12 protein-coding genes and 1 pseudogene are annotated in these 23,856 nt (G+C 67.6%); 7 read left to right on the forward strand and 6 right to left on the reverse strand.

Features of this window, described 5'->3' with window-relative positions:
• Positions 1 to 10 precede the first annotated feature (10 nt).
• Complete coding sequence (locus ACFT4A_RS01350) at positions 11 to 1,069, reverse strand: hypothetical protein (protein ID WP_382824846.1); 1,059 nt, start codon at positions 1,067 to 1,069, stop codon at positions 11 to 13.
• Between the two features lie 1,069 nt (positions 1,070 to 2,138).
• Between ACFT4A_RS01350 and ACFT4A_RS01355 the strand changes: the two genes are divergently transcribed.
• The 7 genes from ACFT4A_RS01355 to ACFT4A_RS01385 all read left to right on the forward strand — a co-directional run bounded on the left by ACFT4A_RS01355 (position 2,139) and on the right by ACFT4A_RS01385 (position 16,017).
• Positions 2,139 to 4,199, forward strand: a complete 2,061-nt coding sequence (locus ACFT4A_RS01355) for a hypothetical protein (protein ID WP_382824848.1) — start codon at positions 2,139 to 2,141, stop codon at positions 4,197 to 4,199.
• The gene (locus ACFT4A_RS01360; protein ID WP_328336990.1) at positions 4,196 to 5,176 is read left to right on the forward strand and encodes a hypothetical protein; all 981 of its coding nucleotides are present in this window, start codon (positions 4,196 to 4,198) and stop codon (positions 5,174 to 5,176) included. Before ACFT4A_RS01355 ends, ACFT4A_RS01360 begins: the two co-directional genes overlap by 4 nt.
• Complete coding sequence (locus ACFT4A_RS01365) at positions 5,173 to 10,638, forward strand: DEAD/DEAH box helicase (RefSeq protein ID WP_382824850.1); 5,466 nt, start codon at positions 5,173 to 5,175, stop codon at positions 10,636 to 10,638. Before ACFT4A_RS01360 ends, ACFT4A_RS01365 begins: the two co-directional genes overlap by 4 nt.
• Positions 10,638 to 12,380: a hypothetical protein gene (locus ACFT4A_RS01370; protein ID WP_382824852.1), complete on the forward strand. Its 1,743-nt coding sequence runs from the start codon at positions 10,638 to 10,640 to the stop codon at positions 12,378 to 12,380. The genes ACFT4A_RS01365 and ACFT4A_RS01370 overlap by 1 nt, the downstream gene beginning before the upstream one ends.
• Positions 12,381 to 12,466: 86 nt before the next feature.
• Positions 12,467 to 13,276 (forward strand): hypothetical protein, encoded by an 810-nt coding sequence (locus tag ACFT4A_RS01375; RefSeq protein WP_382824854.1) that lies wholly within the window; start codon positions 12,467 to 12,469, stop codon positions 13,274 to 13,276.
• Positions 13,273 to 15,033, forward strand: a complete 1,761-nt coding sequence (locus ACFT4A_RS01380) for an Hsp70 family protein (RefSeq protein WP_382824856.1) — start codon at positions 13,273 to 13,275, stop codon at positions 15,031 to 15,033. The genes ACFT4A_RS01375 and ACFT4A_RS01380 overlap by 4 nt, the downstream gene beginning before the upstream one ends.
• A gap of 186 nt (positions 15,034 to 15,219) precedes the next feature.
• Positions 15,220 to 16,017: a hypothetical protein gene (locus tag ACFT4A_RS01385; protein WP_382824857.1), complete on the forward strand. Its 798-nt coding sequence runs from the start codon at positions 15,220 to 15,222 to the stop codon at positions 16,015 to 16,017.
• 141 nt (positions 16,018 to 16,158) lie between these two features.
• On the opposite strand, the gene ACFT4A_RS01390 is transcribed toward ACFT4A_RS01385, so the two are convergent.
• The 5 genes and pseudogenes from ACFT4A_RS01390 to ACFT4A_RS01410 all read right to left on the reverse strand — a co-directional run bounded on the left by ACFT4A_RS01390 (position 16,159) and on the right by ACFT4A_RS01410 (position 23,356).
• On the reverse strand, positions 16,159 to 18,057 hold the full coding sequence (locus ACFT4A_RS01390) for a DNA/RNA helicase domain-containing protein (RefSeq protein ID WP_382825210.1): 1,899 nt from the start codon (positions 18,055 to 18,057) through the stop codon (positions 16,159 to 16,161).
• A 246-nt stretch (positions 18,058 to 18,303) separates the two neighbouring features.
• Positions 18,304 to 19,683, reverse strand: a pseudogene (locus tag ACFT4A_RS01395) (SAV_2336 N-terminal domain-related protein); the annotation flags it as partial.
• Complete coding sequence (locus tag ACFT4A_RS01400) at positions 19,683 to 20,708, reverse strand: AAA family ATPase (protein WP_382824859.1); 1,026 nt, start codon at positions 20,706 to 20,708, stop codon at positions 19,683 to 19,685. The gene ACFT4A_RS01400 and the pseudogene ACFT4A_RS01395, both read right to left, overlap by 1 nt.
• 7 nt (positions 20,709 to 20,715) lie before the next feature.
• Positions 20,716 to 22,851, reverse strand: coding sequence for a trypsin-like peptidase domain-containing protein (locus ACFT4A_RS01405; RefSeq protein WP_382824861.1), 2,136 nt, complete (start codon positions 22,849 to 22,851; stop codon positions 20,716 to 20,718).
• 16 nt (positions 22,852 to 22,867) lie between these two features.
• Positions 22,868 to 23,356, reverse strand: a complete 489-nt coding sequence (locus ACFT4A_RS01410) for a CU044_2847 family protein (protein WP_382824862.1) — start codon at positions 23,354 to 23,356, stop codon at positions 22,868 to 22,870.
• Positions 23,357 to 23,856 lie beyond the last annotated feature (500 nt).

Consider the following 23,856-nt stretch of genomic DNA (forward strand, 5'->3'; position numbering starts at 1 on the left):
CGGTAGCCGTTTATGGAGCTCCGGCCCGGGAGAGGGAACTCGGTTCGTAGCGCAGTTGGTAGGAACGTACGCCTGCGCCATTCATGCGGTAGAGCGTGATCGCGGACAGGAACTGCTCCTTGACCTGAACGGTGCGATGGCGTTCCTTCTCCCCAATGCCGCTGATCCATTCCTCGATGTGCTCTGGGAGCTTGAAGGCCAACTCATAGGCGCCGACCGCGTCTGCCGGTGAAAGCGTCCACTCTGCCGCGGTCCCCGTGCCCCGTCGCCTGATCCGCACCGTATGGTCGGGCTTTGCCTCGGCGTACTCCAGGAACCCTCGGTGATCATCGGCGGTGAGCGGCAGGATGAATGGCGCAGCCGGGAAACCGAGGAGTAGCTCTGCGTCGCTGTGCTGCCGGAGCACCGTGGCGAAGTCCTGAATCACGGTGCCGGCGGCCTGCTTGAACTTCCCCTCGGGAATGGAGACAGGTGGCAGCTCCAGCGGGGATGTCCCCAGCGCCTTACGTAGCTCCGATCGCATCCAATTCAGCGGAAAGGGGGCTGACTTCGGCAGATGCTGCTGTGCCGAGCACAGACTCGTTGCCGTAGCTCCGATGTGGCCAAGCAGCCAGGTGAAGGAGGCGCCGGACAGGTCCACGAGAGAGATCTGGTGGGCGAGCGCGTACTTCTGGGCGTCAGGTGTGAACCCGCTCGCGGAGAACAATGCGTATGAGTATTTGTACCGCTGCCGGGGCCGCGTCCCGGCGCCCGTCATGAAGTTCTCGTTCACGTCGTGCACGACACCGTGGGCGTTCCGGACGACCTCCAACTCGCAGCGTGTCTGGTAGTACTTGGCTTCCAGAAACAGCCGCACCGGCATGGAGAACGCCGGGGTGAAGGCGAACTCCCCGAGAACGTCGACCTGGTGGAGCGCGCCCCGCCCTCGGACCCGGAGAGTCTGGCCCTCCGTCACCAACTCGACCGGATCCTGATCTTCGTGGACGAGAAGCTGATAGCCGCTGAAGCGCAGCAGCCAGGCCAACGACTCTTCCAGTAAGTAGCCCCGCAACGACGAGTCCTTGAGCACTCTTGTGCTCCTTCCCGCTGAGCTGAACATGCACAGGCAACGTGATCATCTCATTCGGGCGGTGAGCGGCCATGTGACGAGTCACTGCAGGTTGGCGAACAGGTCGGCGAGGGCCTTCTTTTGCGCGTGTGGTTTGGGTGACCTTCGCAGGTGCAGAGCGGACAGACCCGTGGGCTCCAGAGACGTCGAGTCCAGCGGACCACCTCCGCGCGTTCGGAGCGGAGGTGGACCAGCAACCCATCGTGGAGAACACAAACAGGTGACCTCCGAGGGTTCGGAGGCGGACCAGGGATCGCGTCCCATGGAGCCCAGCGGGACATGACCTGCAGTCGAATGCCTAGGGACTGTCCAGTGGCCAGCAGCCTGGCAAACCGTGGCCATCACTGCCACTCCTTCGGCTCAACCGACCGCAGGTCCGTACCTCGATGCCACCGGCATGAGCGGACTGATCGCGGCCACTGCGTGGAACAGTGTGGGCCAGCTGCGGTCGTGTAGGGCGTCCCGCCGGCATTCCCGATATGGAGGCTCTGTGAAACTTGTTGATGGATTCAGCTAACCTGCCTGTGTGTACGACGCATTGGGGGAATCGGACCCTGCCGTCCGTCGGCAGGCCGCAATTGGCGAGAAGAAGGAACGTCTGGCCAGGGCGTGCAGAGGCGAAGATCGCGGGATCGCATGGGGCCAGCGGGTTCGTGCGCCGTAAGTGGGCGTGGCTCGAAGTGGACGGCGCCAGGGTTGTGGTTGCCGTGGCGGAGATCGCGCGCGTACTGGCGGGGATGCATGGGCTGCCGGAGCGGTCGCGAGTGGTGCTGCAGGCCGCAGCTGGCGCCAGGGCGGACGGGGAGGCGTTGCTGCCCGCCGAGGGGGGTGCGTCTTGGTGTGTTGTGCGCCGTTAAGTTGCGCCGAGCGGTAACGGTCAAGGGCTGCACGGCCGACGGGGACGGCGCCCGGGGGCGCTCGGCAGCAGACTGTTGGTGTCAATGGCGGGCTCTAGTGTGACGCGGAGGACCGTTCCATGCCCAGGGGGATTTCACGAACAGGGCATCGGACCCTCTCTTTTGGGGACAGAGTGGACCATTCTTATGGGGCGTGGCAGGAAGTGCTGGCCGAGGAGTTCTTCGGACGGCAGCACGCCGGCCACCCGACGTTGTTCTACGTTGACGACGACGTGGAGCAAGAGCTCAGGCGCGGATACGGAATAGAGGAGCCTCTCGCCCAGTGTGTGGGCAAGTTCCTGCGGTTGGGAACCGCGGAACCGTACAGCGCCCTCGAGGCCTACCGCTGGCGCAAGCGACAGCAGGACAAGGAGGGCGTACCCGCCTTCCTGCCGCTGCTGGCCTGCTCAGTGATGGCCGCGTCCCGTATGGTGAACGACCGGAACCACCGGGCTACCGCCTACCATGCCCGCTTCTCCGAGTTGCTGACCGGCGACGAGAAGCAACTGGGCAGCCAGCACTACGAGCCCATCTCTCGTATGTGGCAGGTGCTGGCCTCCTGGCAGTTCAGCCAGAGGGGCGCACGGGGTCTCTGCACCGTTCCCGCCCCCGCAGATTTGCCCTCCAATCGCAGCATGATCGGGTTCGCCCAGTCCCAGGCGCTCCTCAGCGGCGCGGACCGGTCCTTCATGCCGAAGCTCTTCCGGTCGCTGCGGGAGTACGGCACGACCTGGCCGCTGCCGGGGAAGACACTGCTGGCCCAGATCGAGATCCGGGGCATGGGGCAGCACTTCTCCAAAGGCTTCCGCAACGCTGTGCAGGAGGAGGAGTTCCGCCCCTTCCTCGCCAGGCTGATCGGCAACTACGCGGCATCCTGGGACGGTTCGGACGAGCTGGTGCCCACCGGTGTCACCCGGGCTGAACTCCTGGTGCGGTTGGACGCGGGGCGCCTCAGCTGGGTGGCGCGCCTGCGGTCCGCGGATCAGAAGAAGCGCATCAAGATTGAGGGTGGCGTCGTCCTCGAACAGCTCGGCGACACCGCCTACTACGAGGTGACGGGCCTGCCCGCCCCGAGCGCGGACACTCTCGCCAGCGGCATCCGCCGCGACGGGGACAACCTGGTGCTCAGCCGCCCCGCCTCCTCCGTCCTGGTGCTCGCACGGGACGACGTGCTCGGCGTCTGGGCTGGCACCGACGGCTTCCGCCCGGGAGAGGCACACGTGGTGCTCGCCGCCCCGACCGCGCAGCGGGACGTGCAACGGCTGCTGGACAAGGCCGCGACCACGGGCCGGAGCGCCGACACCAGCAAGCTGGCCTGGGTGCCGCACGGCTGGTCCATGCACAAGCCCGTCACCTTCGACGACGCGGTCACCCTGCGCCGGGCGCTGAAGGAGGTCCAAGGCGCGGTCGGCCTCCTGCAGCCCCCGGCCCAGTTCAAGCTGCGCCTCGAGGGCGGACTGAAGCTCGCGCCCTCGTTCGATTCCCACTTGTATCTGCGGGGAGGCGAGCCCCACGTGGTCCTGCCGGACGCCGTGGAGTGCACGGGCGCCCTCCTCGTCGACGGAAAGGAGCGGTCCGAGCTCAGGAAGGCGATCGCCGCGGGCCGCCCCGTCCCCCTGGCAGCGCTCAGGCTGGAGCCCGGCCGCCACACGGTGGGCTACGCAGGCGTGGAGATCGACTTCGTCACCGCGGACCAGGCCGTCGTAGAGCCGAAGATGACCAAGGTCTGCGGCTTCACCGTCGTGGACGGCGAGGCGTCGGAGTCGCCCTCCCTCCTAGTAGAGGAGACCCTGCCGACCGGCATCACCGGCGCCCACCGCGCGGGCGCCACCACCCAGGACGTGGCAGCCGGCATGGAGCTGTGCCGTCGGGACGCGGACGAGGTGCTGTTCGCGGCGGCTGACGGACGGCTGTGGACGTTGGAGGCCCCGGAACAACCGGACTGGTGGACGGAACGTCTACCCGACACTCCCGCCCCGTTCCGTTTCGAGGCCGACTTCCACGGCATCGGCGGCTGGCTCCTGGAGCGCCGGAGCGGACGCTGGAAGGGCCGCCCAGTCAACCCCGGGACGCCGAGTCCGAAGAGCGCCGGCAACCCGCGGGCATGGGCTCGCGCCGTCCTCAACGCCCAGCAGGCCTCCGCCGAGCCCTCGTGGGCCGCGTACGTGCAGGCAGCGAAGGAGCTGGACCGATGAGCAGCACCGACTTCGGTGGAATCCTCCTGCGCTGGCTGAGCGAGAGCCGCAGCGGCAAGGCGTCCGCACTGCGCGACGGGATCCGTAGCCAGGCCCAGGCATGGGGCCTGAAGCTGAAGGAGTACGCCGACTGGGACTGGATGCGCCAGGCCGCCGCCCTCGGCTTCATCGACGCGGACCTGCGCGCCGACCGCTGGTCGGTGGCACCGCCGGTACTGACCCGGCTGCCCCACGCCGACGGCCTCGCGTTGCTGACCGGTGCCCGAACCGCGCAGATCAGCACGCGCGTCGAGGAGGCGGCAGGGGAGTGGATGGAGCTGATCACCGTCCCCCACCGGCCGGAGGCCGGTGAGGCCCCGCTGCCCGACACCCTCCTGTTCCAGTACGAGGACCCGCGGACCCTGCGGGAAGCCGCGGAGTTCTTCGGGGCACGCTACGTGCCCTGCGCTGCCCTGCAGTTGATGGAGCTGCTTCCGCAGGCTGCGCCGGGCCCCGAGTCCGCACCGCCCGGTGGGAGCACCGCCAGCACGCTGGAGAGGTACGAGCCGCGCCTCCAGCGGTTCGTTCCCGTGGCAAGGGACGACGAGGACGGCCTGTACCGGTGGCGCGGAGCCGACTACGCACGCCTGACCCGCGTCCGCCGCAACGGCGTCTTCCACGCGGTGGAACGCGAGACGGGCATCTACCTGGAGCTCGCCCGCCACCGCACTGGCGTCATGCGCTGGCGCCCGGAACCAGGCAAGGGCCGTGCCGACATCGGCCGGCTCTTCGTCGACCGGTACGCGCCCCTGCCCGCCCTCCACGAGCGCGCGGCCGTCCTATGCAGCGGCTTTCCGCCCTCAGCGGGCAGGCAGACGCAGACCCGCGCGTACGACAACGTGCCAAGGGCGCTCGCCGAGGCGATCGCGGCCTCGCTGCGGCAGAACCTGGAGACCATGCCGCGACCGGTGGCGGCCACCGGCGGGAGGTCCAAGTGAGCGTGGAACGGCAGACAACGGCGGCGACGGGCACCGACGTCCAGGACGTCATGGGCACTTTCGACGACCTGCGCAGCGCGCTCTTCCGCTACTACGACACCCCGTTCAGCGTCGACGATCGTTCCGTCATGGACGAACGGCGCAACCTGCTGGACCGGGACAACGGGGCCTGGCGCGACCCGCTGATCGAGCTGCGCCCGCAGTACGCCTCCCGGGGCGTCAGCATCGCGAAGTCATTCGCGGAAGCAGGGGCACACCCCGACGCGGCCGAGTTCGCCCGCTTCACGCTCCCCGACGGCGTGACCAGCCTCTACCAGCATCAGCACGACGCCCTGGTCGCTGCCTGCGAGGGCAAGGACTTCGTGGTCACCGCAGGCACCGGTTCCGGCAAGACAGAGTCCTTTCTCCTGCCGGTCCTCGCCGACTTGGTCGCCGAGTCCGCCCACTGGCAGGGCACACGTGCGGCGCAGCGGGAATGGTGGCAGCAAGACGGCGACCACGTGCCCAGCCGACAGAATGAGCACGGGCACCCCGCCGCCCTGCGCGTGCTGATCCTCTACCCCACCAACGCCCTCGCCGACGACCAGCTGGTCCGGCTCCGCAAGTCGCTGGACAGCCGCGAGGCCCACGCATGGCTGGACCGCAAGCGCAACGGACACCGCTTCTACTTCGGCCGCTACACCGGAGCGACTCCCGTCTCCGGCAGCAGCGATTCCGAGCCGGCGAACTTCCGTCTCCGGCAATACCTGCGGGAGGTCCAGGAACGGCAGGGCAAGGCCGACGGGAAGCTCGACGAGGAGCTGCGGCCCTTCATCCCGCGCCTCGGCGGAGCGGAGATGCACGCCCGCTGGGACATGCAGGCCGCGCCGCCGGACATCATGGTCACCAACTACTCGATGCTGAACATCATGCTGCTCCGCAAGCAGGAGGAGCACATCTTCAGCGCCACGAGGAAGTGGCTGGAGAAGACCCCCGGCGCCCGTCTCACCCTGATCCTCGACGAGCTCCACATGTACCGGGGCACGGCCGGTACAGAGGTGGCCTACCTGCTGCGCAACCTCCGCCACCGCCTCGGCCTCGACAAGAACCCCGAGAAGCTGCGGGTGCTCGCTGCCTCCGCCTCCCTGGAGGCCGGCCGGGACGACGACTTCCTCGACGGATTCTTCGCCCTGCCCGGCTCCCGGCGCGTGATCATCCCCGGAAAGGCGAAGGAGATCCACGGCGGGGGCGACCTGGCCGCACACACCGCACGCCTCGCGCAGGCTGCGAAGGCCCCCGTCACCCAGGTCGGAGCCGTCGCCCTGGCCCGGGAGACCGGCCTCGGCCCGGCGCTCCAGCGCGCACTCACTCCCGGCGGCAAGCCTCGTGCTCTGCCCGCTCCCGAACTGGCGAAGAACCTCTTCCCGGACGTCCCTGAGGAACAGCGCAAGGACGCCCTCCACGGCGCTCTGCGCATACTCGGCTCTGCCCAGGACCCCGAACTTCCCCAGCTCCGCGCCCATTTCTTCTTCCGGAACATCGAGGGCATCTGGGCCTGCTCCGACCCCAGCTGCCGCCACATCCCCGTGGAGCACGGCCCTGAACGGCGGGTAGGCCGGCTCTTCGCCGAGCCCACGTCCCGCTGCACCTGCGGCTCCCGCGTACTTGAGCTTCTCTCCTGCCAGGCTTGCGGCGACCTCTTGCTCGGCGGGTACGCCAGCCCCAAGGACACCCAACGGCGTAAGTTCACCGGTGCCCTCCACACCGACTTCCCGGACATGGACCTGCTCCCCGACGAGGCCAGCGGCACGCCAACCGCGGCGAACTACGTCGTGTACTGGCCGCGCACCAAGGGCCTCGGCCTCGACGACCCCGGCTGGCACGCAGGCCTGTCCGACGGCGGGCCGCAGGTCGGGTTCGAGTTTCGTCGCAGCGCCTACCAGCCCGCCACCGGCCGCCTGGAGAACCGGGACGTCCAGCACACCGGATGGTCGTTCCACATCTCCGTGCCCCTGGACAAAGAGGGCAAGAAGGCGGCCTACGACCCGGCCCGGCTGCAGGCATTCCCCACCCGCTGCCCCGCCTGCGGCGACGACTGGGAGATCAAGTACGACAGGGACGGCCGTTTCGTTCCGCTGGAATCTCCGGACCGGCTGCGCAACGCGCCGGTCCGGCGGATGCGCACCGGTTTCTACAAGATCAACCAAGTGCTGGTGACCGAAGCCCTCGGCCACCTTCCCGACGGCCGGCGCAAGGCGATCGCCTTCTCCGACAGCCGCGACGATGCCTCCGAGCTCGCCAGCGGTCTTGCCCTCCGCCACCACCAGGACCTTCTCCGCCTGCTCAGCGCCCAGGTCGTCGAGAACCAGGGGGATCCGTTCGGAGACCTTCAGCTGGTGAAGGCCCACTATGCCGGGGAGCCGGTCGATCGTGCGGGCGCCCGTACCGCCATGGAACGGCTGAGGGACCGCAACCCAGCGGACTGGGGGCGCCTGAAGGCGATCCTTGCCGACGACCTCGACGCGGAACCGGAACTCTTGCCCGACCTGGAGCGGAAGTTCTCCGAGCTGCCCTCCCTGGACGACCTCGCCTCCGACCTCGAGGGCATGCTGCTGAAGTACGGCACCAACCCCGCCGGTCCCGCGGCCTCGCTCCAGCAGACCTCGGCCGGACAGCCTTGGACCGCGCTCTACAACTGGGAGCGAGACCGGGAAGCGGTGGTGGAGACCCAGGCACAGGAGGAACTCCTCAACCGCCTCCGTTCCCGCCTCCGCCTCGAGACCATCGGAAGCCTCTTCTCCGGCGGCGGCCGTGACTTCGAGTCGCTCGGACTCGGCTGGCTTTGCCTGCGCGACGACCGCTCGCCTCTGGAGACCGGCCCGGACAGCGATCAGGCAGTGGCGCGAGCCAGTCTGCGACTTCTCGGCCTGATGCGGCGCTTCACCCGCATACGTGCCTCTCTGCAGAGGCCGCCTGCGCCTCTGAAGCGTTTCTGGAAGCAGGTCGCCGAACGTCAGGGCACCGATGTGCAGACGATCGAAAACCGGGTGCTCGGCGTCTGGAAGGACGCCGTGGTCGACTACGTCATCAAGCCGGAGAAGGTGGCGCTCCGCCCCGGCGAGAGCAAGACCTGGACATGCCGTTCCTGCCACCGGCCGCACCTTCACCCAGGCGCGGGGCTATGCACCAAGTGCCTGGCCCCGCTGCCCGTCGTGCCCCAGCAACACAGCGGAGTCCTCGAAGACGACTACTACGCGTGGAAGGCCGCCCACCGCACCGGTGACTTCCCCCTGCGCACCGCGGAACTGACCGGTCAGACGGACCGGCTGGAGGCCCAGCGTCGGCAGAGCCTCTTCCAAGACGTCTTCCTCGGCGACAACGACGTTCCGCAGGCGGACGGCCTGGAACTGCTCTCCGTGACCACGACCATGGAGGCCGGTGTCGACATCGGCCCCCTCAACACCGTGATCATGGCCAACATGCCGCCCACCCGATTCAACTACCAGCAGCGGGTGGGGCGCGCAGGCCGACGCAACAGCCCGGTCGCCGTGGCCCTCACTGTCTGCCGCGGCCGCAGTCACGACGAGCACTACTTCGCCCGCCCGGAAGCCATCACCAACGATCCGACTCCGCCCCCCTACCTGGTCCTCGGCATGGTCTCCGTCTTCCGGCGGGTCCTGCTGGGAGAGGTCCTCCGCCAGGCCTTCGAGCCCCTGCAGCCGGAGGGCCGCCGGAAGGGGCCGGACATGACGAGCAACGTTCACGGACAGTTCGGCCTTGCCGCCGACTGGCCGACGCATCGCGGCGCCGTCCGCCGGTGGATCGCGGAGCACCCTAACCGCGTCAGAGCCGCTGCCGCCGCCCTCCGGGCCGGAACACCGGAGAGCATCGCTGCCATCGATTCGGTGGCCGCCATCGATGAACTCCTCGGCCAGGTCGACGAGGTGGCAGCCCGGACGGTCGGCCACTCCGACCTCAGCCAGCGTCTGGCAGAGGCGGGTCTGCTGCCCATGTTCGGCTTCCCGACCCGCTCCCGCCTCCTTTACCGGAGCATCCCTCAGAAGACCTTTCCCTGGCCGCCGGCCGATTCGGTCAACCGTGACCTGGCCGTCGCCCTCAGCAAGTTCGCACCGGGCAGCGAGACCCCGCAGGACGGCCGTCTGCTCCGTTCCAGGGGAGTGGTCTCCCTCGTCCCGAGCGGGCGCGGAGTACAGGCCGCCGAGGACCCGTTCGGACCGGAACAGTTGGTCGCCATGTGCCGGATCTGTTCCCACGTGGACCCACAAGCCGTCGTCGCCCCGGAAACCGGGAGCGCTGGCACCTGCCCCGCCTGCGGCGCGGAGAGCAAGTACTACAGGGCCATTCCCTTCCGGGAGCCCGCAGGCTTTAGGGCTGCCCACGAAGCACGGGACTACGACGGCTACCGGGAGCTCGGCTCCAACGCCACCAGCGCACGGACCGCCACCGACCTCGAGAAGACCGCCCCCCGCATCTACCGTGCCGCCGACGACTGGATGGTCGTCCACACCGGCAGCGGCGACCGCTACATCGTCAACACCAACGCCGGAAAGCTCTTCCGGTTCGTCAAGAACACCGGCGCGTGGCGCGGATACCTCGCTCTGGACAACCCCAAGGCGGAAGCTGACCTGGAGATCGCCCTCGGCGCCACCCAGCACACAGACATGCTCTTCATCGGGGCCAAGAACGCCCTCGACACGATCCGGGGCCTTCGCTTCGACATCTCGAAATCCCAGCAGATCGACGGCTTCCCCGAGGCCTACCACGGCCGGCGCGCCGCCTGGTACTCGCTGGCGGCCCTGCTGCGCCGTGCCGCCGCTCCGCACCTGGACGTTCAGCCGGAGGAACTCCTCAGCGGCATCCACGGTTCGGACGCCCCGGTGGCCGCTCCCGTCATGGCCTACCTGGCGGACAGCCTCGACAACGGCGCGGGCTTCAGCACCTACCTCGGTTCAGAGGAACACATCGAGGAGTTCCTCCAGGCGGTGGACCGCTACGTGCACGACCTGGAGGCCGACCATCATGCGCAGAACTGCCGCAGCTCCTGCTATGCCTGCCTGCGCGACTACTCCAACATGCGCCTCCACCCGCTGTACGACTGGCGGCTCGCCCGCGACCTGACCGACGCCCTGCGCGGCCGCAAACCGCGGATCGACCCGGACGAGCACGCCGTCCTGCTGAAGGGCTGGGCGGACGAGGAACCCACCGTCAGCCTGAAGGAGACCGCCGCTGGACCGGTGGCCTTCTTCACGTCGGACTTCACGGGCGAGCCCGTCGCGGTGGCCGTCAAACATCCGCTGGAGTCCGCCATCGAGGAGTTCGGGAACGAACGGCTCCAGGCCCTTCGTAACGAGGTCCGTGACGGTGGCCTCGCCACGAGGATCGCCTTCGCCGACTCCTACAGCATGGACCGGACCCCTGCCGCGGTGATCGAGCAGGTGCACACGTTCGCGGAGGAGCTCTGATGACGGCAGGAACCCCGCTGGGAGCGGGCCACGACGAGCAGGCCCGACTGGAGGAGCTGCGGCAGCGCGAGATCGCCCGCCGCCTCGCCCTCCGCCAGGCCCGCGCCCAGGGCCGGACCATCGGGAGAGCAACGCAGGGCGCGGAAGCCGCCGACGGCCCTGCTCCGGTCGTTTCGCCGCAGAAGCATCCGGGGCCGGAACCGGCCGTGCCCCAACCGGTCCCCGAGGGATTCGCCGACCAGGAGGCCTGGGAGCGAGCCCGCTCCTTCGCCGAAATCGTGCTGCCCGACGCGCTGAAAGCGGAGGCCGGGACGCTTTCCGCGCGGAAGCTGGCGCGGGCTGCGGCCGATGTGGCGTCCCGGCAGGACGATCCGGTCTCGGGCGTCTCCTTGCTCGTCATGGCAAAGGACCATGGGCTGGATGTCTTCAACGGCCCGCTCGACGACCGTGCCCGCGCCCTGCTGGAGGACAGACCACTGCCGCTCCTGGGGGAGCCGGACAGCATGTGGCAGATCTACCAGGACGACCGTCGCCTGATGGAGACCAACCTGCCGGCCCCTCGGCAAAGGGCGCTCCTGGCGAAACTTCCCCGGCCGCTTCTCGACGACTACATCGACGAGGAGTGGATCGGCGCGGTCCCCGAGCGCGACAGCACCGCCCGTGCCGCCTATTTCCGCGCCCGCCTGGACCCGGCGTCCCTCACCGACGAGGAGATGGACCTGTTGGCCTGGTCCCTGGAGCGGGAGCGCCGAGAGGCAGGCCCCGGAACCGAACCCGGCCGTGACTGGCCGCCGGACTGGCGCCTGCTGGTGAGGCTGCAGGCCGACGACGCCAAGGCCATCGCCGAGGAGTGGACCGACCTCCTGCCACCGACGCAGAAGGTTCTCGACGCCTTGCGCGAGGTGCGGCGGACCGGAGAGGTTCCGGACGACCTTGTCGCCGACGAGCGGCTGTGGGTCCTCCTGGAGAGGATCCACCCGAGTGTGCGCAGCGCGAGCAACAAGAAGTTCAACGGCTGGATCGGCGTGCGGACCCTGATCAGGGCCGTGCGGCAGATGCATCGTGCCCTCCTCCGCGGGGACGACGAGACGGCGGAACTGCGGAGGAAGGCGGCGCTCACCATGGCCGCGAGGCTCCGGCACCACTCACAGCCGGTGCGCTGGGAGGCCCAGAATGTTCAGGCCTACCTGCGCGCCGGCCAGGAGACGAGGGAGTGCCTCGAACTCCTGGAGCAGGATGCCGAAGGCCGACCCCCGGTGCGGGACCAGCTCGGGGGCGGCGCCATTGTCACGCTGCGGAAGAATCGGAGCCTCCTGGAGCGGCCCCGTGGGGAACGCGACCAGCCGCTCAACCCGTACATGGTGCTCGGCGTGCCAGACGGGGCGGACGACTGGAAGAAGGCCTGGCGAGCCCTGAGGAAGGAGCTCGACGACAGCGGCCGCGTTCGGATCAACCGCGCCAAGGACATGATCGAGAAGGCCGAGCGTGAGCAGCAGGAAGTACCCTGTTTCGCCGTCCCGCTCGCCCCGCACCGCTGGAAGGACCCCACCGGCACAAGCCACCGGCTGGAGCTCCCGCCCGAACCTCTGCAGCGACTCACCGAGCTGCCCACGGACAGCGACCGCGAGTGGTCTCGTACCGAGGCTGCCCGAGAAATAATCACCAGGGCGACAGAACGCCTTTCCCCGGCTGCTGACCAGCTCGCAGCCCTTGAAAACCCAGAGAGCAGCACATCATCGTGAACAACGGAGCCGGTAAAGGCGACAGTGGTTCTGGCCCCCGTGACGGATCCCAGCGGAACCGGAGACGCGGGCCGAACATCGGCAGTGTGCGTAATCGTGGGGAGCGCAGGGCAGCCGAGGCTGCTCCCTGGCGGTTCACCGAGAGCTGCCTGCCCGAGTTCACCCCGGGGACCCTGGACGCCTCCGCGATCCTGAAGTCGGTCAACGAGACGCTCCTGCCCGTGGTGGAGAAGGAGTTGGAGGAGGCGACGGAGAAACTGGGCGCAGCTCTGGCTGACAAGCAGACCGAGACAGATCTGGTCTCCGTCTTCCGGGCCGAGCTGATGCGCCGAGTGCTTCCCCAGTTCACCGAAGCGGTGCGCAAGGGGGTACTGGAGAGTATCCGCACGCGCCAGATGCACCTGGCCCAGCTGGCCGTTCTCCACCGGCAGGCGCTGGACGCGAAGACCTTGAAGGTGGTGCTGACCCGCCTCGACCACGAGGCGGCGAAGGCTGGCCTGCAGATTGTCGGCGACACCGGCGATCAGTCGCTGTTCAACGTCGTGGAGGACCAGCCCGGCGTGATGAAGACAGGCCCGGTCACCTTTGAACTCGTCGCGCCGGCCTACGTCGACAAGGAGTCCGGGAAGCTTGTCGAACGCGGCTGGTTGCGGGCCGTTGCCAAGGTCCCGCCCGAGGAACTGACGCGCCAGCAGAGGCGTAGAGCAAGCCATACCGAAGTCAAGAAGAGGCAGCCGGAGAAGGAGACTCCTGCACAGCAGGAGAGGAAGAAGCACCACCGGGGTCAGGAATCCGAGAAGCAACAGAGCAGAGGCAACGGACGGCGAAACGGCGGGTCGCGCCCGGGCCATGGTGGAAACGGGGACCGCCGGACGAAGCGGAGGGGAACGCGATGACTTTCGGTATCGACTTCGGCACCAGCAACTCCGTGGTGGCCCACTGGAACGGGCACACCACCGAAGTGCTGCCGGTCGACGGCGACAACGTGCCCGCCCAGTGGCAGATGTCCGAGTTCGAGCAGCTCTTCCCCTCCGTGCTGTCCGTCCGCGACCTCCAGCGCACACTCTGCTTCGGCTGGGAGGCAAAGACCGGCACCAGCGAGCCGCTCGACGCAGTGAAGCGCATGCTCGGCACGCGTTCCAGTGCCGCGAACGACGGCGACACCGACGGCCTCGAAGTCACAGCCCAGCTCGAGGAGCACCACGTCTGGGTCGGCTCCGAGAAGTTCCACAGCACGGTCGCGGCCGCCTCCCTCTTCAGCCGCATGAAGGAAGGCGTCTCCGCCCAACTGCTCGACCTCTCCGACGCGGTCGTCACCGTTCCCGCCAACGCCACAGGCGGCGCCCGCTACCGCACCCGTGCCGCGGCGGCACTCGGCGGAGTGAAGGTCCGGGCCTTGCTCAACGAGCCCACCGCGGCTGCGATCTCGTACGCCCACGACGTCCCGATTCCCGGCCGTTTCCTCGTTTTCGACTGGGGCGGCGGCACTATCGACGTCACCGTCCTCGAATACGACGACGGCCTCTTCGAGGAGCAGACCTCCCGCGGCATCACCGCTCTCGGAGGCTTGGAGTTCGACAACGCGCTGGCCAAGCTGATCCAGCAGAAGATCGGCCTGACCGCGGACCAGCTCACCAAGGCCGAACGCCGTCGGTGGCGCCGGTCGGTCGAGCTGACGAAGATCGCCCTGTCCTCCGTGCCGATGGACGGCGCGCTCTTCTTTGACCTCCCGGTCGGCCTCGCCCCCTCAATCTCGAGGCGCGAGGTCAGGATCACTGCGGCCGAGTACACCGAGGCGGTCACCCCGCTCATCACCCGCGCCATGGAGCCGGTCCAGCAGGCGCTGGAGGACCTGGCCATCACCGCGGACGACATCGACTCCGTCCTGATGATCGGCGGCACCTCGCAGATCCCCCAGGTGCGTCACGCCTTGGGCGAGTTCCTCGGCCACGACCGCATCGTCGACAGCGGCCTGTGCCGACCCATGACCGCCGTCGCCCGAGGCGCAGCCATCTACGCGGCCTCTCTCGACGGCGAACTCGGCGACGACAGTGACTTCTCCCTGGTGACCAGCTACGACCTGGGAACGGCCGTGAGCGCGGGCGGACAGAAGGGCTTCCGCGCCATCATCCGACGCAACGCCACCCTTCCCGCGGAGGGTTCGGCCAACTTCTACCCGGACACGCCGGGCGCCTCCTTCGTGCGCGTGCCGGTGATCGAGGGCGAGGTCGGCTTTCGGGCCGACAGCGACCGCGCCTTCCCCCTGGCCAACATCGAGGTGCCTCTCCCGACCCGCGAACAGGACGTCCGCCGGAACAAGATCGAGATCAAGTTCCGCTACAACGAGAGCGGCATCCTGCGCTTCACCGCCACCCACGCGGAGACCGGCGTGGTGCTTGAAGAGCGTGAGATCGACTCCTTCGGCCCCGACGGCACAACACTGCAACAGGGCCTCGACGACGAGCTGACCCGCCTTCTGGCCCACACCGTCCGTCCGTTCGCCGACGGCTCCTCCAACGTCCGACACCTCTCGGCAGCCGAAACGGCCAACGCCCGCCCCGCACCGATCGACATGTCCGTGCGCGTGGTGGAGGCCGACCCTGCAGTAACGGTCAACGGGGAGCCGCAGAGAGTTGTGACGGGGGGACTTTGACCAGCCGCTGGACTCTGTTGCGTAATTCCCGGGTACGCCAGTAGCTCGCTCCACTGCCAGCGACGGGACAGTACGGTCTTCTGCGCTGTAATTCCCGGTCATGGAAGAACCCCTGTCAAAGAAATCAAGGCAGGTAGGTCCTGCCACGATGACGCGTCAGATGAGGAAAGCGGGGCGACGTTAGCCATGCGGTACGAGCAGAGCCGGGCGGACAAGCTCGATGAGACGATGCTCGAACTGCTGCTGCCGGAAAGCGCGGTGGAGTCACTGGGGAGGTGGCTAGCCGACCCAGAGCGCGGTCAGCGGTACGCGAACGGAAGCGGCCCTCACAGCATCCCGTACACGCCATCCAAGTGGATATTCGTAGCGCCGTGGCCACGCACCTTCGCCGACCGGACGGCGGCCGATTCGGCCTCGGTGAGCCGAGCCCAGGTCGTGGCCGCGGTCCGGGCCGCGGAGCAGTCCGAGAGCTGGGCAGAGGCTTTCGTGGCCACGCAGGTGTGGGGCTACGGTGTTACAGGCTACGGCCCGTACCGAACTCGTCAGGTGCTCGCCCAGCCCAGCGCTGAGGCCGTACTCACCGAGGCGGTGTCCACGCTCGTCGATGAGGGCGCGGTCGCAGCCTACGAGGTGCTGAACACTCTCGATGGTCTCGGTCCGGCGTTCCTCACCAAATTCCTCTACTTCGCGGGCCAGGCGCTGCCAGAGGTAAAGGGCCCGCGTCCCTTGATCCTCGACAGCGTGCTCGCCGGGGCCCTGCGCCGGCACGCCACGAAGGTTGGACGCGCGGTTGGCTACGAGTGGTCCGAGGCGATCGCCAAGTGGATCTGGCGCGACAGCGGCTGGAGTTCCCACCGTTACGACGTCTACCTCCGGTGGATGTACGCCGCCAACGATCGACTCGCGGCCGCGTCGATCGACTGGCCCGCAGCCCCAGACGTGCTCGAGCTGGCCCTCTTCAGTGCCGTCTGGGACCCGGAATAACCGTATCGCCGGGGGTTCACCCTCCGATGCCCGCTTGGTTCAGGTGCTTGCCCAATGGCCGCAGCTAAGTCCCGAGGCCTCGAACGTCAGCAGACAATGACCGTCCACCATGGAGATGGTCCCGCCAGGTGGTGTAGGGGATCAAGGCGCCAGAACGGCTTCCGTGGACCCGAATGGCTCCAAGCTGCTCACGCCCAATTCGAGCAACTTCGCACGCGTCTCGGCATCAGTCGAGTAAATGACCGTTCCCACCATGCCGCGCGTCAGCAGCACCTTGTACGTGTTGCGGATCAGGCGGTCCACGTCCTCGTCGGACGTCGTCCTCTTGAAGACCGGGTCCCTGGACGCCGTACGGTCCGTGATCCAGCGGTCGCCGCGCCAAACCAGGTCGGGGCCGATGATGACGCCCGACCAGTCGTATTCGAAGCCCTGCGCGGTGTACACGCAGCCAACCTGACTGAAGCCGGCCGGGTCGGTGGCCCACAGGGCGGACGGGGGCGCGCCGGAGATAGTTCGGTCGCCGCGCAGGTTCCAGGGGCGGGCCCAGTCGCCGATCACTACGTCAGCCGGGAGGGGGTCGCCCGGCTTGGGTTCCGGGGACCAGGGCCAGCAGAAGCCAGCGGACATGCGGGCGCTGTACCCATCGGCGCGGCGGGTTTCGAGGAAGGCCTCCATCTTCCGCGGGCTGTCGGCGACCAGGAGATGCATGCGGTCGTCGGGATCCCACGCCACGGGTCCGCCCGGCTCCAGGCCGAGGAGGCGTACGACCCAGCGCAGGAAGGCGTCGCTGCCGCTGCGGAACTGGCTGTCCAGCGGCACGACGGTGCAGCGCAGGCCTCGCCTCGCGGCTGCTGCCATGATCTCAGCCACTGTTCCCATCTCGCCGGGGCGTACCACCTGATGCTCGTCGAGGAGGAAGACGGGGACGTACGCGACGTCGATGAGTTCGTCGATCTGGGCCTTGCCGGTGAGGTGCTCGGCGCGGGTGTAGCGGTTGGCGGAGGTCTCGCGGATGCTGTGGGCCTCGTCGCAGATCAGGGCGCCGAGGCTGTTCTTCTCGGCCGTCATGAAACTGTTGAAGTACTTGAAAAGATCCTGCACTTCGCGCTTGCGCTCGCCTGCGACCTTGCGCATGGTCTTGGTGAACGACTGCGATCCAGTGGCGTGCAGCGCTGGTACGCCACGCCGGTACAGCTCACCCAGCAGTTGGAGCGCGATGGCGCTCTTGCCCGTGCCGGGACCGCCTGTCACGACCACGACTTCCTTGTGGTCGGAGTGCTTCGCCTTCTCCACGGCGTTGAGCACCGTCCGGTAAGCGACCTGCTGCTGATCGAGGAGTACGAACTGCCGACGCTCTCTGACCTCTTTGGCAGCAACGGACATCAGCTGCTTAGACGGAAGCGTCTTGCCGGCAAGGAGTTCGTCGGCCGCCCGGACCCCCGGATGCTTGTCGCTCAGCTTCGACCGGAGGTAGTCGAGGAACTCCCGCCGGTGCTCGGCGGTGAACAGTTGGCCCTGCTCGTCGAGTTCGATCGCGCGCAGTCTGCTCGCTTCAAACTCGGTGGCGTTGTGGAGGTAGGCCACCCCGTGGACGCGATGCGGGCGCTCGGCCACCGCGGCGTTGAAGTTGACCAGGTACTGGCAATAGCGGCGTACCTGCTCGATGGGGTTGAGGACGGGGTGCTTGTAGGCGTCGACATGGCATAGGGCCGGGTCATCTTCGTCCGGCGTAGCTTGGAGCCACTGCTTCAGTTCGACTACTACGTAAGACGGTTCGCCGGTGACGGGGTGAACTCCGGCGAGTACGGCGTCGGCGCGCTTGCTGCTCAGTGGCAGGGCGAATTCGAGGATGACCTCGACATCGCCCAGTCCCGCCTCGTTCAGTGTGTTGGCCAGGGCGGGGATGCTCCGTTCCCAGTAGCGGGTCTGCGAGGCACTGGGCCTGTACCCGTGCGCATGTATGAATTGTTCGGTGAGTCGCAGCCTCAGTGACCCAGTGAGGCATTGGGCCGCAACTGCCTCGGCGGATGCCCGCAGCAGGAAATTCCCTGATGCAGCGGGCAGTGCTCGGACCTCGGCCGGTACAGTTGACGATCCTGGCGGCCGTATGTCGCGCGTTCTTTCTAGGGCGAGGTCGACGAGAACAGCGAAGGGCGACGCGCCCTCCGAGAGCCTGATGCTTCCCGTGGCGTCGGCCATGAGCGCAGGGAAATCTGGCAGTCGGCCGAGATAAGGCGTGAGTGCTCGGCCTACGGCCTCGACGACCTCCTGAGACTGTTGTCTGCTGAGTCCCGTGGACAGCAGTTCCCGTACACCAGGCCTGAAGTCGTAGGCATCTCCAAGCCCAACCCCCGGCAGCTGCTGGAGCTCGTGCTCGTCGTCGGTGACTGGCTGGAGCAGACCACCGAGCAGAACCTCGGCGACGTGTGCCGAGGTTCCCTCGGGAAGGGTGGTGATGCGGACTAGCTGCATCAGCAGCGGGCTGAGCGGCCTGATCGCGGACAGGCGGACTGCCAGACGATACGCCTGGGGCGAGAAGGATCCGCGGAACGCGGCGATCAGCTGGTCGGGGAGTAGCCCCTCGCGAGCCTGTGCCACATTCCATGTCTCGGTACCGAGGGATCCCAGCACAGCCGTCTCGACGAGCTGGGGCGTGCCGGGGCGGGTCAGTAGTTTTGCCCACGAGGCAAGCGAGGAGGGCGACAGGGAGACGATAGGCAAGGGCAGTTGGTCTGACGTGAGCTCTGTGGATTTCCCCGTCAGAGGATCCAGCATCAGCACGTCCTCCGACAGCGGGAACCGCTGGTGGGCCCTGAGAAGGTGCGGCAGAGGCTGGAATGCGGTGTAACGCCACAGTCGCTGTGGCAGGGGATTGAGAACGGCGACGGGACCACTTCGCCCCCAGGCCGCGACGGTCCGGCCCATCACAGGACTCCTCCAGGCCGGGTGAACTCCGTCAGTCAGAAGGAAGGTGACTGATGAGCCTGCACCGTAAGTGCGGTGCCGGTGGTGCAGCTCTCTTGGGTCAAATCTGCGGACATGGACCGTACGGAAAACTCCACTCCGTTCCAGCAGACGACCGACCTCTACGATGAGCGTTCGCCAGACCTGCATGGACGGAGCGTCGTCGACGAGAAGAACAGCGGCGTTCCGAAGCTCCCGTACGGGACGCAGAACCACATCGAGGATGCCGGATTCCGCGGTGAGCCTGACGGTGGCGTCCACATCGGCGACAGTGCGGTAAAGGTGCTCCCGGTGCTCGCGCAGTGGACGGAGCGACCGGGCGAGGCTGCGCGCGCCGGGCAGGGCACGCGGTCCAGGGACACGTATGGCACGGGCGGTGCGACCTTGGGCGGCATCGGCTGTCCCGCCAGCCGGGAAGAGCGCGTAGCGGGTGCCTGCTGGCTGTGATTCCGTGGCTGCACCCGACGATCGGTTCGTGCTCTTCGACGAGAGTTCCGGAGTCAGTGCTTCGTCGTCGTCGGTGTCTGTCGGCTCATCTCCAATCACGAGGCCGGTGTCCCATGTGTCCGCTGGCTCCTGAGCGGCGCCCAGACCGCTCGTCTGGCTTCCGGCCATGACACGGGCCAGCCAGAGGACGTCCAGGAGTTCCGCACCTCCGATCGGGTATCCGAGGTGGTCCAGTACCTGTCGCAGCCGTTCCATCAGGCGGGAAAGGCCTCGTCCAGACGATGCATGACGGCGTTGACCAGTTGATCTAGGGTCAGATCGGCTCCCGAAAGGCGAAGGTGAACTGCGGCAAGGAGCTGATCGGTCGCCAGTGTCTGCTTGGTTGCTCTGTGCAGGAAGTTCTGGATGAGGTCATCGGCCGTGGTAAGGGCTTCCTCGCCGAGATGGAGCCGGATGATCTCACGGAGCTTCGCTTCGTCAGGATCGGGCAGGTCAAGGCGTACACAACGACGAAGGAAGGCTGGAGGGAAGTCCTGCTCCCCGTTGCTGGTCATGATGACGATCGGAAAGTACTCGCATGACACCGTCCCGCGGTGTACGTGCACGCGTTTCCTGCTGCCCGTGGTAAGGACGGAGGCGCTCTGCTGCTCCTCGGGCAGGCGTGCGAGTTCGGGAATCTCGAACTCGCCTTCCTCCAGAACCACAAGGAGGTCGTTGGGGAGGTCGATGTCCGCCTTGTCCAATTCGTCGATGAGGAGGACGCGCGGCTGGTCCGTGGCTGCGAGGGCCGTGCCCAGCGGGCCGAGCCGCAGGTAGTTTCCGATGTCCGACTCCCGTCGAGCGCGGTATCTCAGCCTCATCGAAGGGCCGCGTGGGGACGGCCGTTCGCGATGCAATGATGCCTCGCGCAGACGGCCCACCGCGTCGTAGCGGTAGAGGGCGTCCGCCAGAGTCGAACGGCTGTTGACCGGCCAGTGCAGGACGTCGCCCAGCCCCAGGTCCTCAGCGACGGCATGGGCGAGGGAGCTCTTGCCGGTTCCGGGGCGCCCTGTGACCAGCAGCGGACGGCGAAGGTGCAGTGCGGCGTTGACGATTGCCACGTGCTCCGGGCTCATCAGGTAGTCCTGAGGCCGTCTCGCTCGGCGGGATGCGGGGAGGCGCCGCCAGGGCGGCGGGGGAGGCAGGTCCGCCGGACCGCGGAAGGCCCACCAGTGCTCGGCAGCCGCACTGCTGTCGTGGTCGGGCGCTGGGTTGTGCGACACAGTCGCTCTCCTTGGCATGGTGGGTTCAGGGCTGGGTCAGCGCCCAGGCGTCAGGTGCGAGCGGTGGCGGTCTGTGGTCCGGCCCGTCATACAGGAGCGACAAGCGGCGTCCGTGATGGGTCGGGCGGTCGGGCTCGGCCAGCGCTCTTGCGCGTTCCAGACGCACGTTTTCCGGAATGTCCGCGTGACTGATGCCTTCTACCAGGGAAAGTAGCTGCTTGGCCGACTCCGCGTCGTGTTCTTCCCGGTGCCACAGGACGGTGTGCACCCCTGCCTGGAGGCATTGCCGAAGTACCTTGCTCTGGTGCTGTTGGTCGCAGCATACGATGACGATGCCGGCTTCCGGAGCCGCTTCCAGCCTGGCCTGAACGACAGCTGGGTCCACTGAGCGCTGATCGAGAACGAGAGGCTGGGACGATGCGAGCGCTTCGGTGCGTCGCTTCCAGCTGGCGTATGTCTCTCTCGTCCGTCCGGAACTGCGGAGGACGACACGGCGGCTGATGCCCAAGAAGAACGCCCCGTCCTCTTCGTTGCCGCGCAGCTTCCAGGTGTCCACCTCGAGCCGCAACCATGCGGGTGCCACGAAGAACTCCACCAGAGCGTGATCCGGATGCTCGTGCACCTCGTTGCGCAGCACCGTGCGGATGGCCTCCACCACCTGCTCGCTGGAGACCTCTGAGTCTTGCGCCATGACGACCTCGTGGCGTCCGTCACTGCTCCAGACCCAGATCTGGTAAGTGAAGCGATTCCCCGGGGCGATAGGCAGGAGTTCGACCTGGATGCGCGGAGCGGCATTGATATGGGGTCCGTTGGGTCGAGCGCACACCGCGGGGCCGACATCTGCACGGAACTGGTCAAGGGCTGGTTCGGTTATCCCAAACCGCCGTGCCGTCCGCTCCACCCAAGCGTCCAGGTCGTCCGACACATGGTTTTCCGAAGAGCGCTCCGCAAGACCGATCCGGACGACTGCCTGGAGGAGCGGCGGCATCGGCTGACCGGGGAGCGGGTCATATCCCTCAAGGACGTCGGTCGCATCCGCAAGGCCGGAAACCAGCGGCAACTCGTCGGCGTACGGCAGCACGGCGCCCAGCAGCACCATGGGGTTGGTGCCGCGGCAATGCGTGAGCAAGCCGACCAGGTCCCGTCGCTGTTGCACCGTGAGCAACTCTCGCGGACTAACCGTGCGTGCCGCGTGAGTAAGGCGTTCCCAGTCGTCCGATGCCTGGCCCGATGTATCGACTGCGCCGGTGTCCGTCAGGTGGTGTCGGACCACCTCCAGAAGTTCCGGAACGCCGCGTCGCACACCCATGGCCAGTGCAAGCAACCGATGAAGGTCTGCCGCCGGTCCCCTTGATGGTCTGCCGAGCCTGGCAGACAGCCGCTGCTCGCACTCCAGGACAGGCCTCGTTCCGGGAAGAAGCCTTTCCAGGGCCGCCAGCATTTGCTGCCTGCCCCGCCCGGCCATGGGAACTGCCACCGGCGGCAGATCCGGCAACTCGGATTCGATCGTGGGCAGACCGATCGCGTACATCGTGCCCGGTGACCCGGTTGCTGCGCCGGGTCCTGTCAGGTGCATCGCGACCACGATTCCGACCACCGCCTCGCGCTTCCGGTCCCACAGCGGCCCCCCACTGAATCCCTCGTCGACCGAGCCTGCAACGACATCTAGCACGATCCAGGGCGGGGCCGCGGCCCGCGGTAATGCGCACACGGTGGTCAGCGTGTTGCCGCTCGCCCACAGCCCCGTGACCTCGTGGCCGTCGCGCTCGGGGAGAAAGGGTGCCGGCTCTGCACCCTCAGGAACCGGCCCATCGAGCTTGAGCACGGCCAGATCCCCGAAATACGGCAGCCTCCCGGCGGCCGGAGAGGCACCGATGGCGGGCGAAGGATGAGCACGCGGTGGACGCCACATAGTGCGTACGACCCGGCCGACCAGCTCCTGGTCGCGGGCTACATGGGGCATCCGCAGCCGAGCCACGTCTTCATGCCCCGGAACGGATGGATCGAACCGGTCCCGTCCCAATGCGCTATTGACGACATGGGCACAGGTGAGCACCAGGGTGTCGGTGATCAGTACAGCGGCACCGACGAACCCTTCCTGGCCGCGGACGGACACGAACGCCTTGAGATGCGCCGCGTCGGTCTGTGCTGAGTGGTGCACGTCGTTCAGCGTTCCTTCACGACACAGTCGGAGACATCGCTCCGTTCGTTGAAGGCGCCGACTCCGGTGCGGGAAGGAGATCGGGCGAGTTGTTGAGGTTCCAGGTTGCGGAAACCGTGAAACTCGCCTCGCCCTTGCCGGAAAACACCCCAAGGCTCAGATCGCTGCCCAAAGTCACCCCGAACTCCACCGTTACCTCGTCCGGACGCTGGGCGAACTGCGCGAACGACCGATGGATGCCGCCGAGTACTCCGCCTAGCGGACGAAGAGCGTCAGTAAGTGCTTCGCCTCCGCGAGTGAGCGCCTGCGCGGCACGTCCGTTGACACTCACGGGCTGCGCGGAGCCGAAGCCCTCCGGAAGCTCCAGAAGTTCGTCCGTCTCCGCCTCCTGTAAGCCGGCCACCGGCTCGCGCGCAGCAGAGGCCTCAGTGAACGTAGGAGTCAGGTGCAGACGCACGACTGAGCCGTCATCGAATGTGAGATTCACGTCCCCCATGCGCACCATCTTGGCATGATCGCGCCCCGCCCGTCGCCCGAACCTGAAGCCAAAGGCGCGATCCCTCAGGACCCGGGTCAGCACAGCTGCCGCCGCCCGCCGACGAGCGAGGCACGAGGACCACACCGCCGGGAGGACGACCCCGGCGCAGGAGCCGGACCCTCACGGCACACGAATGAGCCGGGAGCTAGGAGGCGTGGTGGCCTGCCGGTTAGTCAGGACGTCGATGCCGCGATGCCCAGGGCCCTGGGCGAAGTCACCCAAGGCGACCATCTGTAGCGCCCCGTCCTGCACATCGGGTGCGGCCCATCAGGTCGTTTATCCACTCCAGCCGCACCACGTGCACGATCCTCGACTTTTCGGATCGCCCATCCTTGTGCAGGCGGCGAATTTCGCCCGTAGAGACTCGACCAACGGCCGCCGATGGGCCACATAGGCTGCCCCTCCGTCGTCGCCAACGTTGGCAGATCGCAGCGAGTAGCCCCGCAGGGGAGATGGGTAGTCTGGGG

Source organism: Streptomyces sp. NPDC057099 (assembly GCF_042671245.1).
GTDB lineage: Bacteria > Actinomycetota > Actinomycetes > Streptomycetales > Streptomycetaceae > Streptomyces > Streptomyces purpurascens.